At 47.3% G+C, this 15,411-nt stretch carries 17 protein-coding genes; 12 read left to right on the forward strand and 5 right to left on the reverse strand.

Annotation, left to right across the window (positions count from 1 at the left end; genetic code table 11):
• Nucleotides 1-248 precede the first annotated feature (248 nt).
• Entirely contained in the window at nt 249-905 is a 657-nt protein-coding gene (locus J2T16_RS18720) for a response regulator (RefSeq protein ID WP_090918831.1), read from the reverse strand.
• Nucleotides 905-1,735, reverse strand: a complete 831-nt coding sequence (locus J2T16_RS18725) for a histidine kinase (RefSeq protein ID WP_154984942.1) — start codon at nt 1,733-1,735, stop codon at nt 905-907. Before J2T16_RS18725 ends, J2T16_RS18720 begins: the two co-directional genes overlap by 1 nt.
• A gap of 319 nt (nt 1,736-2,054) precedes the next feature.
• Here J2T16_RS18725 and J2T16_RS18730 point away from each other — a divergent pair, with 319 nt between their 5' ends.
• Nucleotides 2,055-2,243 (forward strand): hypothetical protein, encoded by a 189-nt coding sequence (locus tag J2T16_RS18730; RefSeq protein ID WP_090918827.1) that lies wholly within the window; start codon nt 2,055-2,057, stop codon nt 2,241-2,243.
• A gap of 111 nt (nt 2,244-2,354) precedes the next feature.
• On the opposite strand, the gene J2T16_RS18735 is transcribed toward J2T16_RS18730, so the two are convergent.
• The 3 genes from J2T16_RS18735 to J2T16_RS18745 form a co-directional block, all read right to left on the reverse strand.
• Nucleotides 2,355-4,187: a bifunctional diguanylate cyclase/phosphohydrolase gene (locus J2T16_RS18735; protein WP_221790918.1), complete on the reverse strand. Its 1,833-nt coding sequence runs from the start codon at nt 4,185-4,187 to the stop codon at nt 2,355-2,357.
• Between the two features lie 381 nt (nt 4,188-4,568).
• Complete coding sequence (locus J2T16_RS18740; protein WP_499019017.1) at nt 4,569-5,162, reverse strand: DUF5317 domain-containing protein; 594 nt, start codon at nt 5,160-5,162, stop codon at nt 4,569-4,571.
• Nucleotides 5,163-5,407: 245 nt separating this feature from the next.
• Entirely contained in the window at nt 5,408-6,835 is a 1,428-nt protein-coding gene (locus tag J2T16_RS18745) for a hypothetical protein (protein ID WP_499019018.1), read from the reverse strand.
• Between the two features lie 111 nt (nt 6,836-6,946).
• Between J2T16_RS18745 and J2T16_RS18750 the strand changes: the two genes are divergently transcribed.
• From J2T16_RS18750 to J2T16_RS18800, 11 genes are all read left to right on the forward strand, one after another.
• Nucleotides 6,947-7,078: a hypothetical protein gene (locus tag J2T16_RS18750; RefSeq protein WP_336121279.1), complete on the forward strand. Its 132-nt coding sequence runs from the start codon at nt 6,947-6,949 to the stop codon at nt 7,076-7,078.
• Between the two features lie 33 nt (nt 7,079-7,111).
• A complete protein-coding gene (locus tag J2T16_RS18755) occupies nt 7,112-8,143 on the forward strand; it encodes a BMP family lipoprotein (protein WP_090918818.1) in 1,032 nt (343 codons plus the stop codon).
• A 393-nt stretch (nt 8,144-8,536) separates the two neighbouring features.
• Complete coding sequence (locus J2T16_RS18760; RefSeq protein ID WP_336121277.1) at nt 8,537-10,036, forward strand: ABC transporter ATP-binding protein; 1,500 nt, start codon at nt 8,537-8,539, stop codon at nt 10,034-10,036.
• Nucleotides 10,033-11,100 carry an ABC transporter permease subunit gene (locus J2T16_RS18765; RefSeq protein ID WP_154984938.1) on the forward strand — a complete coding sequence of 356 codons (1,068 nt, stop codon included), beginning with the start codon at nt 10,033-10,035 and terminating at the stop codon, nt 11,098-11,100. The genes J2T16_RS18760 and J2T16_RS18765 overlap by 4 nt, the downstream gene beginning before the upstream one ends.
• Nucleotides 11,084-12,007 carry an ABC transporter permease gene (locus J2T16_RS18770; protein ID WP_154891447.1) on the forward strand — a complete coding sequence of 308 codons (924 nt, stop codon included), beginning with the start codon at nt 11,084-11,086 and terminating at the stop codon, nt 12,005-12,007. Before J2T16_RS18765 ends, J2T16_RS18770 begins: the two co-directional genes overlap by 17 nt.
• A 25-nt stretch (nt 12,008-12,032) precedes the next feature.
• Nucleotides 12,033-12,704, forward strand: coding sequence for a sulfite oxidase-like oxidoreductase (locus tag J2T16_RS18775; protein WP_499019019.1), 672 nt, complete (start codon nt 12,033-12,035; stop codon nt 12,702-12,704).
• A 1-nt stretch (nt 12,705) separates the two neighbouring features.
• Nucleotides 12,706-13,521 carry a nucleoside phosphorylase gene (locus J2T16_RS18780; RefSeq protein ID WP_499019020.1) on the forward strand — a complete coding sequence of 272 codons (816 nt, stop codon included), beginning with the start codon at nt 12,706-12,708 and terminating at the stop codon, nt 13,519-13,521.
• A gap of 236 nt (nt 13,522-13,757) precedes the next feature.
• Nucleotides 13,758-13,946 carry a hypothetical protein gene (locus J2T16_RS18785; protein WP_090918807.1) on the forward strand — a complete coding sequence of 63 codons (189 nt, stop codon included), beginning with the start codon at nt 13,758-13,760 and terminating at the stop codon, nt 13,944-13,946.
• Nucleotides 13,947-14,040: 94 nt separating this feature from the next.
• Complete coding sequence (locus tag J2T16_RS18790; protein WP_499019021.1) at nt 14,041-14,526, forward strand: GNAT family N-acetyltransferase; 486 nt, start codon at nt 14,041-14,043, stop codon at nt 14,524-14,526.
• Nucleotides 14,527-14,665: 139 nt separating this feature from the next.
• The gene (locus J2T16_RS18795) at nt 14,666-15,052 is read left to right on the forward strand and encodes a metal-sensitive transcriptional regulator (protein ID WP_464681247.1); all 387 of its coding nucleotides are present in this window, start codon (nt 14,666-14,668) and stop codon (nt 15,050-15,052) included.
• 125 nt (nt 15,053-15,177) lie between these two features.
• Nucleotides 15,178-15,378, forward strand: coding sequence for a copper ion binding protein (locus J2T16_RS18800; RefSeq protein WP_090918799.1), 201 nt, complete (start codon nt 15,178-15,180; stop codon nt 15,376-15,378).
• Nucleotides 15,379-15,411: the final 33 nt, after the last annotated feature.

Below are 15,411 nucleotides of genomic sequence, written 5' to 3' on the forward strand. Positions count from 1 at the left end.
CATCACCCTTGGGTTATAGATTTACAATTATCCATAATTCGTCGTTCACACATAATCTATACCATTATAACTTTGTCCAAAATGAAGGCGTATGACTACATAGGGCTATAAAAAATCATGGATTACTGCATATTTGTGACAAATGCTTGAAATGATGCACATTTATAAGTGGTGCTATTACATAACGCATATCAGAAGTAAATCGTTTTGTGGTAGACTTCCCTATTCTATTCGCTCTGAAACATGTTCTATTTACGAGGCTTGCGCCCGGCAAGCCCGCTCTCTAATGCGTAGCGAGTGAGCTGCACCCGGTTCTCCAGCTGTAGCTTCTGCAGAATGTTCTTCAGATGATTCTTGACGGTCTGATCCGAGATGCCGAGCTGTTCGGCTATTTCACGATTGGTGTACCCGGCAGATACCCATTGCAGTATCTCCAATTCGCGAGCGGTTAACGGATTCTCTTGCACATCCTCGCTGCGAGGAGCGGGAAACTCCTGCAATATTCGGTATGCTAGCTCCTTGCTCAGCGGTGCATCGTCACTAACAATGGCGCGAAGGTATTCCAGCCAAGTGGAAGGAGATAAATTTTTGCGTAGATAACCTTGGGCTCCTTGTTTCAATGCTTCAAAGAGGTAAGTGACATCATCCGATACGGTGACCATTACGATCATGACGTATGGGAAACGCAGTTTAATCTGCCTTGTTGCTTCGAGTCCATCCATATCGGGCATCTGCACATCCATCAAAATCAGGTCAGGCATCCAGTGTTCGGTTAGCTCAATCGCTTCCTGCCCATTTTTGGCTGTGCCAATGACTTCAAACAGGCTATCTTCGGATAAAATGGTGCATATCGCCTCACGCGCATGTGCGTGATCGTCAACAACCAGTACACGTACCAGTTCCATCAAGTCTGCCCCTTTCCAATGATCATTTGTGTATTACCTGGTGTCGAATCAAGCTGGAATGTCCATCCCATCTGCTCGGCTCGTTCTTTTGTGATTCGTAAACCGTACCGGTCCTTGAACAGCATCGGGTCGCCTTGAATTCCAGTACCGTTGTCACGGATATGAACAGACCAGTTAGAGGCATTGCCTTTAGTGTAAACTTCCACTTTGGTGGCATGGGCATGTTTGCGTACGTTAAGCAGTGCTTCCCGAATACAAGCAAGCAGTTCTACCTGCTCTTTGGCTGAGAAGGAAACTTCGGTCAGATTCCATTCTACATCTGCTTCTGGAACGGTATCACTCACGATGGATTCGACCTGAGCTTGCAAAGCAACGGCTTCAGGATCAGCAACAGGTGAAGGTACATAACGCAACTGAGCAATAGCTTGCCTTACATATGTATTGACTTCGTGCACGGTTTTTTGAATCTCGCGCAGATCCTGCTCATGGCTGGTGCCTGCAAGACTGCGTCCTGCTTTGTCGGTCTTTACCGAGAGCAGGAATAGCGATTGTGAAATGCCGTCATGCAGTTCCCGGGCAAGCTGGTCACGCGCCTCAAGCGCCGTTTTGGATGCTCGCTCTTGTTCGAGGGCAGCTCGGGCCCCTTCTAACATCAGGAACAAACGGCTTAGCAGTGTCACGCTGACAAGATATACAATTACAGGTGTCAACCAGTTTCCGGCATCCATCGATAGATACGGCATCAGAAACTGATGGCGAATATATTCCCACAGTCCCACGGTGATGGTGGGAATTAGCAGGATCATCCATTTGATCTGTTTATAGGACATATATACATAACTCCTTTTAAGGGCTGGATACATCATACTGTAGCAGGTTGTACCTTTTCCACAATGAGGGTAATGGGATCATTATAACGCAACCTTGTCCAAGACCCTAGTCCGGGCTGTTTACAGGAAATGGGGGAGCATCATGGAGTATTTAGAAGGATATCTAAGAACACAGAGGGGTGAAATACTGTCACGCTAGGTGAGGGTTGATGTGCTCTGCTCAGGAGGGCTCTGCCCGTTTTCGCTATGAGGGAAGGTCCTCTATACTTATATAGAACGCAAAATCATTACAAAACATGTTAAGGAGTGACGCAGCAACATGAGTCAAGAAGTATTGGAACGTCGCAGTGAATTGCTCAAGAAGAACATTCACCAGATGCTTGTTCAAGACAATCAGCACGGGATCAGTCGCCAAGACAACATGTTTTTGCAACAGATGATCAAAGAGTTGCATCAGACCTCGCATGAACTGAATACGATGAGTAACGAAGAGTCTTCACAAGACTGAACAGGCCCCTGATGCATTCGATGAATCAAATTACACTTCACATCACGATGAAAAATGAAAATGGCGCTATCCCTCATGGGATAGCGCTTTGGCGTTTATGCATATATCAGACTACTGCAATAGTTGATGAGCCGCTCGTTTCTCGATATACCGAATGAACAACTCCGCGAGTTCCGGGTCAAATTGCGTACCTGAACATGCCCGCAACTCCTCTATGGCCTCATCCACATTTTTGGTTTTCTGATAAGGTCGCTCGGTGGTCATGGCATCAAAGGAATCGATCACGGTCAGCATCCGGCACAGCTTAGGAATTTCATGACCCTTCAGGCCGTAAGGATAGCCATGGCCGTCATAGCGCTCATGATGCAATTCAATATACGGAATCAGATCGGCGAAGCGATCATTTGTCATCACCATTTTTTTGCCCCAAGTCACATGACCCTTGATGGTATCCCATTCCTCGCATGTCAGCTTTTCTCTTTTGTTCAATATAGACCAGGGGATCTCCAGCTTGCCAATATCGTGAATCAGCGCCCCAAGCACGAAACGCCGCTTTTCTGCATTGTCTAGTTTGAGCACTTCGCTAATATCGAGCGCGTATTTATAGACCCGTTTGGAATGTTTGAACGTATCCATATCCTTGTATTGAAACAGGTTCAGCTGCTGCTCGATGTCGCGGACGTCTTGAACCAGATCAATCTCGTGCTCCATACCGTCATTGCTTCCATAGCGATGTACGTTGTTTTTGCCCTGCTTTTTGGCATAGTAAAGCGCTTTGTCCGCCTGATCCACCAGTTGAGACTTGTTATACATATCCACTTGGTATGCAGCAATTCCGGCAGAGAAAGAGAGACAGCCATGCGGTAATACCTCTACCCCTTCAAAGGGGGTATCATTCAGTTGTTTGCGTAACTTATTCATAAATCTGTAAGACTCATCGAGTTCCATGCCTGGCATGAGCAACGTGAATTCTTCTCCACCATATCGAAAAGCGGTAACGGATGTGCCTTCGGTCTTGCGAATGAGAAAATCCCCAAGCAACGCCAGCAGGCTATCACCTTGAAGGTGACCGAACTGATCATTATATTTTTTGAAATCATCAATATCAAGCAATCCCAGACAGAGGGGCGTTCCTTGCGTACGAGCTTTGTTTAGCTCCGTTTCCAGCATGCTCTCGAAATAGCTATGGTTGAACAATCCTGTCCGCTGATCCGAGTTTGCCTTTTCTTCAATGGACTGGTACATGATGAACAGTTGCTTGAACGCATGAGATAACAAGATGCTGAGGCTGAGATATAAAAATAGACCAAGGACACCGTTATGTACAACCAAAATGGTAAGCACAAGCGCCAAAATAAGTGTACAGAGGTAGACCAGGAGGGATTCGGTTACGAATGCCCGTTTCATCTGCTGTAATGCATCTTTGGTTGAAAAATGAAAGAACAATCCTAGCGTAATGGTATTAATAATAAAATAGGCAGCCAGCGCTGCAACATATGGAATCAGGTTGTAACTATCAATCGCTCCGACCTGACCACCTGTCCATTCGAACACAGTGGCGGCTCCGGTGATCATGAGACTATAGATACTGAAATTGACAACATGTTTCCACCAGGCAAGCTTGCGGTCTTTAATTAATAAAATGATAGAAATCGGCAACAACACCGAGAGGCTGAATGCCCCGCCAAACATAAATATGCAGGCCAGATACACAGAGGAATCCATCGATTGCTGGTTACCCTTCGGGGGAATCTGGAACGTAAAATAGTCGAGGATGAGCGCTGCTCCCAGCATGGTATAAACCATGACCCAATCGGTTGTAGTCAGATGTACATAAGACCACTGGTTCATATAGATAAAAACGCCAACCCCGGTGCAGCTAAGCAAAACAACATACATCATGCTTCGATCTGCTTTGCGGAAAAGGTTACGAATAAAGTTCATAGAAAATCTCCTGCTTGGATTTAGTCAACTCGTGATGTTAGGTATAAACGAAAGGTGCAGTATCACGACATCTTATAAAGATAACAGACTCCTGCTCGATGCATTTATATTGGTTATTGTTGTATAGGTATATACTATATATTTTTTAACATAACAAGTTCGCTTCCAAAAATCCAGCAAGAAAAAACAGGCCGCTCGCAGCCTGTTTGTCTGGTGTGGCAGCAGAACCTAACCGCCAAGCTTGTATCCCGAAGTAAGTGCTACAACGACAGACGCTACGATGATGGCGTTGATAACAATGCGGGAATATTTAATACCCTCGAATTTCTTCATGGAAAAGACCTCCCTTCCTTGGAGTCTGGTCCGATGCTCACCCAATTCTCACTGGGCTTGATATGTTTCTGCGGACGATATATCTTCTTTGCCCCGATTCACCATCATGTACTGGATAAACAGGAATATGCCAACATTCATCACGACATCACCAATGCTGATGACCTGTGTTCGTGGGTATGGACTCGATAGCGGGATGATGTCGCCGAGAAAGGCAAGATGGGTTGATGCGTCCATCATATAATGCTTGGATACGGCGGTGCCTTCCCGAAGCAGATCGACATAATAAGGCCCAAGCACAGCAGAAGCTTCAACGGAGACGGGCATGCGACCACCATTAAAAGCCATCACGATGAAGTTGAGAAACACCCCGATCCAGATCAGCGTGAACCCCCGATGATGTCTGTTGAGCCATAAAAAGATGAGGCCGGTGATATAAACAGCGGCAAACAGATAACCATTAATGGATGCTACCCAGCTCAACCGCTCCTGCATATAGAAAATGCCAAACTGGAAGAGTAACAGTAGAGGGAAGATCCAGCCGCCGCGTAGCTGGAGTGTTGCAAACTGGTTGAGCCCATAGCGGACCCCACCCCTGAATAGACCAACAATCAAGCCGATCAGAATACCGTCGTATACCATGATTAACCCCTGTTCTTGCGGACGTGCGCAACGATACTTGCGTGTTTGTGTACATAAGAAATTCGACCTGATATTGGCAATTCCTGCATGGTCAAAATGATTTTTAAGAAGAATTTTGTAAATGCATATATAAAAGCCGTCTTCCCGAAAAATAGAGGTCGAAACCTGAATCCGAATCGGTGAAGACGGCTTTATATTTTGCTAAAAAATGATCATTTCAGTCAAGTGTTTATCTAGGGCGATATTTACTCGGAACCACCATTCAAGTAATTAAAGAAAGGCTGATCCACCCAGAAGTTGTATGAGGTGATGTCTGCTTCAGGAGCCAGCTTGCGGAATCCTTCCTGAATAGCCTTGGCATTTTCTTTAAGTGAGAAAGATTGGGCATAATAATGACCAAGCGTAATTTTGTTGTTTGTAATCACTGGGAAATTAGCCAGTGCGGTTGGTGAGTAATACAGCGGCTGCCACCAGGAGTTGATGATCAGTGGAGATTGGCTGTTGCTGTTCTTTTTAGCAAATTTCAGAACGATGTCGTTGAAACGGGCTTTGTCCGCCGTGTTGTTAAATTCAAACTGAATGTCATATTCCTTCGCATAAGCGATGTAATTGCCATTCTCAATCTGCGTAACTTTGTAATCTGGTGTTTCTTTCGGCTCGCCCCACTCTTTCAAATAGATAAAAGCAGATGTCTTCGGCTGGAATTGTACATCGGCATCGATGCCTTCGCTACGAAGCAGGCCAATCAGCTGTACTGCATGATTGATGCTATCATGACCATAAGTTAACGTCAGTTCATCGATAAAGTTGGAGTCAAATCGGCTGTCTTTCAGGTTGTAACCTGTAACGAGATCCTCACGTAGCGCCTGATCTACAATCTTTCTCAGTTCCGGAGCTTCAATCAGATCTGCCGTGCGATATGCAGCATAGAGCTTGGAGTAGATATCTGCATCATTGGAGCGTCCGATTTCATTTTTATATTTACCTTGGCTGATCAACACACGTCCAAGCAAAATGTTCGCTGCATCCTTGCTTGCTGCGCCGCCCTTAACCAGAGCGGGATACAGACTCTCCGGAACAAGTCCTGTATCAATGGCCGCGGCCAGTTCTTGTCCAGCTTGTCCTTGCAAGCGATTCGGCTTGATGCCTGCTTTGGTAAGGGCCTTCGCTGTTTTGTCCGCAGGATAGGTGTAAGCGAGTTCTTTGAAACCAGCTGCCTTGACGGCGAGGAATACCGCTGTGTAAATGCTCAGTTGATCTTTCGCACGTACCTCCGTTGTTGATAACACACCGTTGTTGAACAGCGCAACAGCTGCCTCGTAGGCGTCGTCACCCGATTTCAGATCGCTGAAGGCAGGTGCCTTTGTGGCATCCGTACTTGTAGTGGAGGCGGAACTTGCTTCCGTAATGGCTGCTATGGCTTTGATAAAATCACCCTTGGATGATTGCTGTGGCAATTGGACACCGTACTTGGCTTGCAGGAATTGAGCGAAATCTGCTGCACTCTCTGTGTAGCCAGCTGGTGCTGTTGCTGCAGGGGTGTTCACTTGTAGCGTTTTAGGTGCAACTGGCGTTGCGGATGCTGCAGAAGCAGAAGCGGGCAGACTGAGACTGCCGAGGGTTACCGGAGCGGCGAGCAGGGCTGCCAGCGTAATCTGGGTGATCTTTTTCAAATGAAAAGCCTCCTTAAAATAGGTTGGAAATGATAGGTGAATGAAATATAATCCTGACAAATCCTATCAGAATATAATGATTGGATTGACTTTAGCACGGAGTCGCGCCAAATGTCAACGGAAAAAAGCCAGTTGCAATGCGGTTTCCAGAGTATGGAAACCAGTGTTGTTACGATGATCTTCCATATGAGTGTATACGCTGAAAGTTTTATTGACAAGGATCGACATTATCCGCTAGGATAATAAAAAAGATTATTGAAAAGGGGAATTTTCAAAATGAAAAGAGGTTTATCGTTCGTCTTATCAATTGTTATGTTGTCTATTTTGCTGGCCGCTTGTGGGAAATCAGCTACTAAAGACGAACAATCCGCTCAAGGCGGCGATTCTGAAAAATCCCTGCGAATGGCACTGGTACTTCCTGAAAAAATAGGGGTCAACCCTTTCTTTGTACAAATGGATGAAGGCTTCAAAAAAGCAGGTAAAGAGTTCAAGGTGGATACCAAAACGATTGAATCAACAGACCCTGCAGCATTCGAGCAAAACCTGCGTGCAGCTGTTGCTGAGAATTATGATCTGATTATTACAGCAACGTTCCAGGCAGAAGATGCACTCAAAAAGGTTGCTGCCGAGAATCCAAACAAGTCGTTTGCGATTGTAGACACAGCGATTGATCTGCCTAACGTTCGTAGCGTTGGTTTCCGTGAATATGAAGGAGCGTACCTGCTGGGTGCTGCTGCCGGACTTTCCACGAAAACGGATAAAGTGGGTATGGTCGCTGCAATGGACATTCCTTTGATTAAGAAATATACAGAAGGTTTCAAAGCAGGTCTGGAGTCGGTTAATCCAAAAGCAGAATTCCTGGTGAACTATGTTGGTGGTTTCAATGACCCGGCTAAAGCGAAAGAATTGGCACTGGTGCAATTCGGCAAAGGTGCTGACTTCATCGCAGGTGCATCTGCTGTAGGTGATCTTGGGGTGTTCGAAGCGGCAAAAGAAAAAGGCTTCTACACTTCTGGACAAGATACAGACCGTACAGTAGAAGATCCGGAGCATATCGTACTGTCCCAGTTGAAATCTACGGATACTGTGGCTTATGAGACCGTGAAAGATTTTGCAGAAGGTACATTCAAAGCAGGCGCAGTGAACTACGGCTTGAAAGAAGACGGTGTAGGCCTGACATACGTTACGCGTGACAGTGAGTCTCCATTGAATGCATTTGTTGGTCAAGAGGTTATCGACAAAGTTAAAGCGATCAAGGATGACATCGTATCCGGTAAGATTGTAGTTAAAGATCCATTGCAACAATAGTAAAGATATAAATCACTTCTTATATATGATCTGAAATATTTCATATGAAGAATGAGCAATGAATTGACGAATGTGTAATCCATCTAGTTAGCCGGCTGCCCAACCAGGCAGCCGGTTTTGCTACTGTTACAGTGACCATATATGTTGAACTTAACGTTTACACAATAACGGAGAGGACAGAAGAAACCTGGAGAAGCGGAGCTAAAAGCTTTCTGCAAGAAAGCTGCATCGGAAGCATAGGCTTCGCCTTTATCCCCGGATTTTCTCCTTTATAAAAGGGAGTTCAAAAAAATCCGGGGATAACAGCGATCGAAAGGTTGTTCTGTCATCGGAGTGCCCAGTGTAACCATTTCACGTTGAACTTATATTAACCGAGAGGAGCGAACGCAAGATATGCTGTTGGAGATGGAGCAAATTACGAAGAAATACGGTAGCTTCACGGCGAACAAGGATATCCATTTTAATCTGCGCGAGGGGGAGATTCATGCTCTCGTCGGGGAGAATGGAGCAGGGAAAACGACGCTAATGCGTATGCTGTACGGGATGGAGCAACCGACAACAGGCACGATTAAAGTCCGTGGGCGCGAGGTAAGCTTTGCAACACCATCTCAGGCTATGGCGAGCGGGATTGGCATGGTGCACCAGCATTTCATGCTGTTTCCATCCTTTACGGTAGCGGAGAATATTGTCATTGGACGTGAACCTGCGGCGGCAGGGGTATTTGATCGAAAAAAAGCGGCAGCTCAGGTCGATGAATTGGGCGGACAATACGGCATGCCGGTCGACCCGTGGAAAAGAGTTGGAGAATGTCCCCTGGGTATGCAACAACGTGTAGAAATTCTTAAAGTGCTGCATCAGGGAGCAGACATCATTATATTGGATGAACCTTCGGCGGTGCTTACTCCGCTTGAAGTGAAAGAACTGCTGGCGAATATGAAATCGCTCGCGAAGCTGGGCAAAACCTTTGTCATTATCACACACAAGCTGCAAGAGGTCATGGATGTTGCGGATCGAATCACTGTACTTCGAGACGGGCAAGTCACAGGTACATTAGAAGCGAAGGATACCGATGTAGAGGAGTTGTCACGTCTGATGGTCGGGCGTGAACTGGTGCGAATGGACAAACCCGCATCTGTTCCGGGTGAAGCTGTGCTTCAGGTGGAAGCCGTTCAACTCTCGGGAGCCAAAGACCGCTCTGCACTTAATAATATTCATATGAAGGTTCGCAAAGGTGAAGTGGTCGGGATTGCGGGCATCTCCGGTAACGGTCAATCCGAATTGATTCAGGTGATTGCCGGGTTGCGGAAGCCCGATGGAGGCCGAGTGCTTCTATCCGGACAGGACACGACCAATTGGCCGGTACGCCGGATTCGTGAGCATGGTCTCGCCCATATTCCGGAAGACCGCTATATGTGGGGGGCAGCGAAGGACGCCAGCGTGAAGGAGAACGGACTGATGGGACACCATCACCGTCTGCAGAAGCGGGGCATGATCAAGGCCAGAGCAGCCAAAGCAATGGTGGAAAGCTGGATCAAACAGTTTAGCATCAAGACAGGCTCGGCGGAAACAAAAGCCCAATTTCTATCGGGCGGTAACTTGCAGAAGCTGATTGCTGCACGTGAATTTGCGCAGGATACACCGTTCCTGATTGCAGCAGAGCCTACACGTGGGGTAGATATCGGTGCAATGGAGACTATTCACGCGGAATTGTTGCGCAAACGGAATGAGGGAGCGGGTATCCTGCTGATCTCATCCGAACTGTCGGAAATTTTGCAATTATCGGATCGCATTATCGTGATGTATGAAGGCGAGATTGCCGGAGAACTTCCGGCAGCGGAAGCGACAGAAGAACAGATCAGCTTGCTGATGGCAGGAGGGAAAGAGCGGGTATGAATCGGGTAAAAGAAACACTTCGCGGACTTGTGCAGCCGCTACTTGCCGTATTGATCGGCTTGCTCGCCGGTGCGATCGCCATTCTGGTCGTTGGCGGCAATGTCATAGATACGTATGCCGAGATGTGGAAGGGTGCCTTCGGTAACTTCTACTTCTTCACCAATACATTGGCACGTGCCACGCCGATTATTTTGGCGGGTCTGGGTGTTGCACTGGCATTCCGCGCCGGATTTTTCAATATGGGTGCGGAAGGCCAGATGATTCTGGGCGGACTCAGTGCGGCGCTCACGGCGCTTTATCTGCCAGGGCCGGGCTGGTTCGTATGTATTGCTGCCATCTTGGCGGGAATTATCGCCGGCGGTGTGTGGTCCCTTTTTGCAGGGTGGCTGGATGCACGCTTTGGCATGAACCTTTTGATTACCACACTACTGCTTAACTATATTGCGACGTATTTTGGTGGATATATGGTTTCGTATCCATTCAAAGATAAGACAGGATCAGCAGCGATGGCGCAGACACCGATGATTGATCAGAGTGTCTGGCTGCCGAAGCTATTTCAGGGTATGGGACTGCACGCGGGTTTCATTATAGCGATTATAGCGGCGATGGTGATCTACTGGTTTACGCATAAAACGGTGACGGGTTATGAAATTCGTATGCTGGGTAGCAATCCGTCTTTTGCGGCTTATGGCGGTGTTCGCCGGATTCGTATGATGATGCTGTCCATGGTCATTAGTGGTGGACTTGCAGGTCTTGCGGGTGCTGGCGAAGTGCTAGGTACGCAGTATCGTTTCCTGGATGGCTCGTTATCCTCGGCAAGTTATGCGTGGAGCGGCATCATGGCTACATTGCTGGCGCGCTCGCATCCACTGGGAACAGCTGTAGCGGCTGTTCTGCTCGCGGCATTACAGACAGGGGCGATGGGCATGGAGCGGAATACAGATGTCCCTCTGGAAGTTGGTAGCGTAATTCAGGCTGTCTTGACACTGTTTGTCTCGGCACAGATCGGTTATTCCTTCCTGAAGCGGAGAAAGGAGAAAAAGTCCAATGCAACAACTGTTTGATGCAGCCATGTTTGGCTCAACCTTGCGGATTATGACGCCGATTCTGCTCGCAGCACTTGGCGGGGCTTTATGTTCGCGCGTCGGTCTGTTTAACGTGGGTTTGGAAGGACTGGTGCTGATCGGGGCATTCTCCGCGATTGTGGGCAATTACTTGTTCGGCAATGTACTCTTGGCAGTATTGTTTTCGATTATTATCGTGATGCTGTTCTCGGCGCTTTTTGCATTTATAAGTATTAATCTCAAGGCTAATGCCATCGTCGTCGGCATATCGTTGAACTTTCTCGCAGCGGGACTCACGACCTTTGCCCTGCGGGCGATCTTCGACGTAAAAGGTGCATACTATGATAAAAATATGGTGGGCCTCCCGAAATTGGACATTCCGCTGATTAAGGATATTCCTTGGGTGGGCACGGTGTTATCTGGTCATAGCCCACTCGTATATCTAGGCATTATGATTGTTATTGCTTTACAGTTCTATCTATTTAAAAGTGTATCCGGCTTCCGTCTGCGTTCCGTGGGCGAGAATCCGATTGCAGCACAGAGCATTGGCATCAAGGTACGCGGCATTCAGTATGGTGCTGTACTGATGTGTGGTGTACTGTGTGCACTGGCTGGAGCGCAGCTGTCCCTTGGTCAGGTGACGATGTTCACCGAAGGCATGACTGCAGGTCGCGGCTTCATCGCTTTGGTTGCTACGATGCTGGGACAAGCCAACCCGCTTGGGGTGATGGGGTCTAGTGTACTCTTTGGATTCATGGAAGCACTCAGTATTCGTCTGCAAGGCTTCTCTCTGCCGACCCATTTCACCATGATGTTGCCGTATATTGTAACACTGGTGGCGATGTTCTTTTTCAAAGACCGGACGTATGCGCAGGATGCATTGAAAGCAGGCGGAAGCTCACGTTAATTGTAGCAAAGGAGGAATCAGGGACGTGCATAACAAAGCTGAGCGTTTGAAAAAAACCAAAACACCACCACCGAAAGCTGGCGCCGATTACGGAGATCGGTTGCCGCCAGGTCAGGTGCTGACGGAGAAATTCCCGATTTTGCATGAAGGGGAAGTGCCGGAGTATGACCTTTCCACTTGGGATTTGAAGGTTTTTGGTGAAGTCGAAGAAGAGAAGGTGTTCTCTCTGGCTGAGCTTCAAGCGATGCCGCAGGTGAACATGGTGAGTGATATTCACTGCGTTACCCGCTGGTCAAAATTTGATACACCGTGGGAGGGTATCCGCTTCTCGGAATTCATGAAGCTGCTGGGGGTTAAAGCAGAAGCGAAGTACGTCATGATTCATGCGGACCATGATTATGAGACCAATGTGCCACTCGAAGAACTGATGCATGATGATGTATTGCTTGCGTTCAAATACAACGGCGAGCCACTCACACCGAAGCATGGATTCCCACTGCGACTGGTTGTGCCACAGCTGTATTTCTGGAAAAGTGCAAAGTGGGTGCGTGGACTGGAGTTTATGACCGAGGATCGCAACGGCTTCTGGGAAAGCAATGGTTTCCACCATTTTGCCGATCCGTTCAAGGAACAGCGTTTCTCGGGTGAGGATCTGCCGATTCCTGAGGATGAGTGGACGAAGAAGGAGTTTGATTAAGATGTTGATGCCGATTTTGCAGATTCATTCGGAAGATATGCCAGCGTATGCTGTCGTGTGCGGTGATCCGGCTCGTGCGGAGAAAATTTCCCGAAAGTTGGAGAATGCCAGAGAGCTCGCGTTCAGCCGCGAATATCGCACATTTGTAGGTGAGTATGAAGGCATTCAGATGGCCGTGGTTAGTCATGGGGTAGGTTCACCGGGTGCAGCTGTGTGCTTCGAGGAATTGATTCGCGCAGGAGTGAAAACCCTGATTCGTGTAGGCACAGCAGGCTCATATACAGCCGATTATCCAGCAGGTAGCGTTATTGTGAGCACTGCAGCTGTACGCTCCGATGGGCTGACACGTCAGCTAGTACCAGATGGCTTCCCGGCGGTGGCGGATATTGATGTGACCAGCGCATTGGTTGCTGCTGCACGTGAGACAGGCAGTGGTAAAGGTGAGGCTGTGAGTGGTGAGGCAGGAACAGAAGCTGGAGCAGCATCATTCACAGGTGTGGGGGCTACCAAAGTTGGCGTGGGAATCACAGTAACACTGGATGCATTCTTTACAGGGGTAGAGGAGATTCCACACCGTAAATACAAGCAGGCTGGAGCACTTGCCGCCGAGATGGAGATCGCTGCACTCTATATCGTAAGCACCTTGCGTGGTGCACGGGCTGGAGCCATTGTAGCGATTGACGGCTTCGCAGACAGTGATCTTGCTGCCGAGTATGATCCGCATACCGATGCGGTCGCTAAGGCTGTGGAGCACGAGATCAATGTAGCGCTAAGCGCACTTGCTACACTTGCTCGCCAAGATCAGGCGACAAGATAGCTTAAACATAATGTGAACGTCCACTGAGAGTGGACATTTTGTCAGACGTCCTTCTACGGTCATGAATATGGCCGGGGGGCGTCTTTTTTTACATCGAGGAAAGTTATTCTATCATCGGAGTGCAGTGTGTAAGAACTTTTGTTCAGCTGATGTAGCTCAGAATGATTTTGAAATCATTGGGTAATTATATACAGGAACAGAATCCAACATGAGATTGCAAAAGGAGGATTTACACGATGACACAGAACAATCAACCTCAGGATGAAGCAAAACTTCGCAATAAACTGGATGAAGATGGCGACTCCTTGATGGAGAAAAAGAAGATCTTGAATGGCGTGGACATTGAGCCACAGGCGGATGATTGGGCAGCTAAACCATCACCGGTTGCTTATAACGAAGAAATCAATACAACCTCCAAAAAATAGTATTAATCGACAGAGCAGGTACCTTAGGGTATCTGCTTTTTCGTCCTAGTATAATATTATAAATACATAATAAGGAAAGGTGGAGGGAACAAATATGAAGAATACCATACGGATCCGAAATGCACAGCTTGCTGACTATCTTGGTGTATCTACGTTGTTGGATCAATTACACGAGTTACATGTACAGGCAAGACCGGACATTTACAAACCTTTGCACCCCAGGCTTGGGGAAAAGGAGTATACCGATTGGCTTGCGAAGGATGATCGTTACCTCTATGTAGCGGAACAAGTAGAGGCTGGTAAAATTGTCGGCTTCAGTAGCGCACAGCTGAGCATCATTCAGGATCATTCGCTTTTTGCGGATCGCAGGATGTTATATCTCCACGAACTCGTGGTGGATTCAAGTCACCAAGGACATGGAACAGGCAAACGATTAATGCAGACCATGTTGGATCTGGGAAGAGAGCTTCAGGCAGACCACTTAGAATTAACGGTTTCTACATTCAACTCGCATGCACAGGCTTTTTATGAACAGATGGGGCTAAGGGTGCGTAGCAGCAGAATGGAGTTTCCATTGTAAGTGTAATTCGAGTAGTGGAATAAGTATGAGCATGAAGACTACATACACAAAATGTTCGATAATAAAATAAAATAAGTCCTTGAATACCCCGTGGGGGTATGTTAATCTGAATGAAGAACGAAAGAAAAGGGGTGTTATGATGGAACATCAAAGCCATCCCGAAGAGCTGGTATACACTGCGGAACATCAGTCCGAGCAACAAGCGGATTCATGCCACGCCGTGAACCTCGATAAAGACGGCAAGCCCATTCGTAAAAGCCACCATTCGCAGGAGATGAAGGGCAACCTGATCTCTCGTTTGAACCGGGTCGAGGGTCAGATTCGCGGCATCAAAGGGCTGATTGATAAGGACACATACTGTGATGATGTGTTAACCCAGATCGCAGCAGCACAGTCAGCGCTCAATTCGGTAGGCAAGCTTTTGCTGGAAGGGCATATGAAGAGCTGTATTGTGGAACGTATTCAGGCCGGCGAACACGAAGTCGTGGATGAATTACTGGTTACCGTTAGAAAACTGATGAAGTAATGTGCAGATGCTAAACTATATATTTTGAACTAATCGTTTACACAGAAACGGAGTGCCCATGTAAATATTCTTTAGTTCAATTTATATAGTAGATACGAACATACTCAATCGAGGAGGAATGAAACATGTCTAATGTTACGTTGAATGTCAAAGGGATGTCTTGTAATCACTGTGTAAAGTCCGTTGAAGAAGCGGTGAAAAATGCGGGTGCAAATGGTCAGGTGGATCTGGCAGCCGGAACAGTAGCTGTAGAATATAATGAGCAGGCGGTTACCGTAGATCAGATCAAAGCCGCAATTGAAGATCAAGGATACGACGTCGTTTAATTGATTCGAGAGAAGTTCATTAACGAAAGATGG

Source organism: Paenibacillus intestini, assembly GCF_030803945.1.
Taxonomy (GTDB): Bacteria; Bacillota; Bacilli; order Paenibacillales; family Paenibacillaceae; genus Paenibacillus; species Paenibacillus polysaccharolyticus.

Coding starts and splice junctions, on each gene's coding strand:
- J2T16_RS18720 (WP_090918831.1), bottom strand. CDS start 905: ATGGAACTGGTACGTGTACTGGTTGTTGACGATCACGCACATGCGCGT.
- J2T16_RS18725 (WP_154984942.1), bottom strand. CDS start 1,735: ATGTCCTATAAACAGATCAAATGGATGATCCTGCTAATTCCCACCATC.
- J2T16_RS18730 (WP_090918827.1), top strand. CDS start 2,055: ATGAGTCAAGAAGTATTGGAACGTCGCAGTGAATTGCTCAAGAAGAAC.
- J2T16_RS18735 (WP_221790918.1), bottom strand. CDS start 4,187: ATGAACTTTATTCGTAACCTTTTCCGCAAAGCAGATCGAAGCATGATG.
- J2T16_RS18740 (WP_499019017.1), bottom strand. CDS start 5,162: ATGGTATACGACGGTATTCTGATCGGCTTGATTGTTGGTCTATTCAGG.
- J2T16_RS18750 (WP_336121279.1), top strand. CDS start 6,947: ATGTCAACGGAAAAAAGCCAGTTGCAATGCGGTTTCCAGAGTATGGAA.
- J2T16_RS18755 (WP_090918818.1), top strand. CDS start 7,112: ATGAAAAGAGGTTTATCGTTCGTCTTATCAATTGTTATGTTGTCTATT.
- J2T16_RS18760 (WP_336121277.1), top strand. CDS start 8,537: ATGCTGTTGGAGATGGAGCAAATTACGAAGAAATACGGTAGCTTCACG.
- J2T16_RS18765 (WP_154984938.1), top strand. CDS start 10,033: ATGAATCGGGTAAAAGAAACACTTCGCGGACTTGTGCAGCCGCTACTT.
- J2T16_RS18770 (WP_154891447.1), top strand. CDS start 11,084: ATGCAACAACTGTTTGATGCAGCCATGTTTGGCTCAACCTTGCGGATT.
- J2T16_RS18780 (WP_499019020.1), top strand. CDS start 12,706: ATGTTGATGCCGATTTTGCAGATTCATTCGGAAGATATGCCAGCGTAT.
- J2T16_RS18785 (WP_090918807.1), top strand. CDS start 13,758: ATGACACAGAACAATCAACCTCAGGATGAAGCAAAACTTCGCAATAAA.
- J2T16_RS18790 (WP_499019021.1), top strand. CDS start 14,041: ATGAAGAATACCATACGGATCCGAAATGCACAGCTTGCTGACTATCTT.
- J2T16_RS18795 (WP_464681247.1), top strand. CDS start 14,666: ATGGAACATCAAAGCCATCCCGAAGAGCTGGTATACACTGCGGAACAT.
- J2T16_RS18800 (WP_090918799.1), top strand. CDS start 15,178: ATGTCTAATGTTACGTTGAATGTCAAAGGGATGTCTTGTAATCACTGT.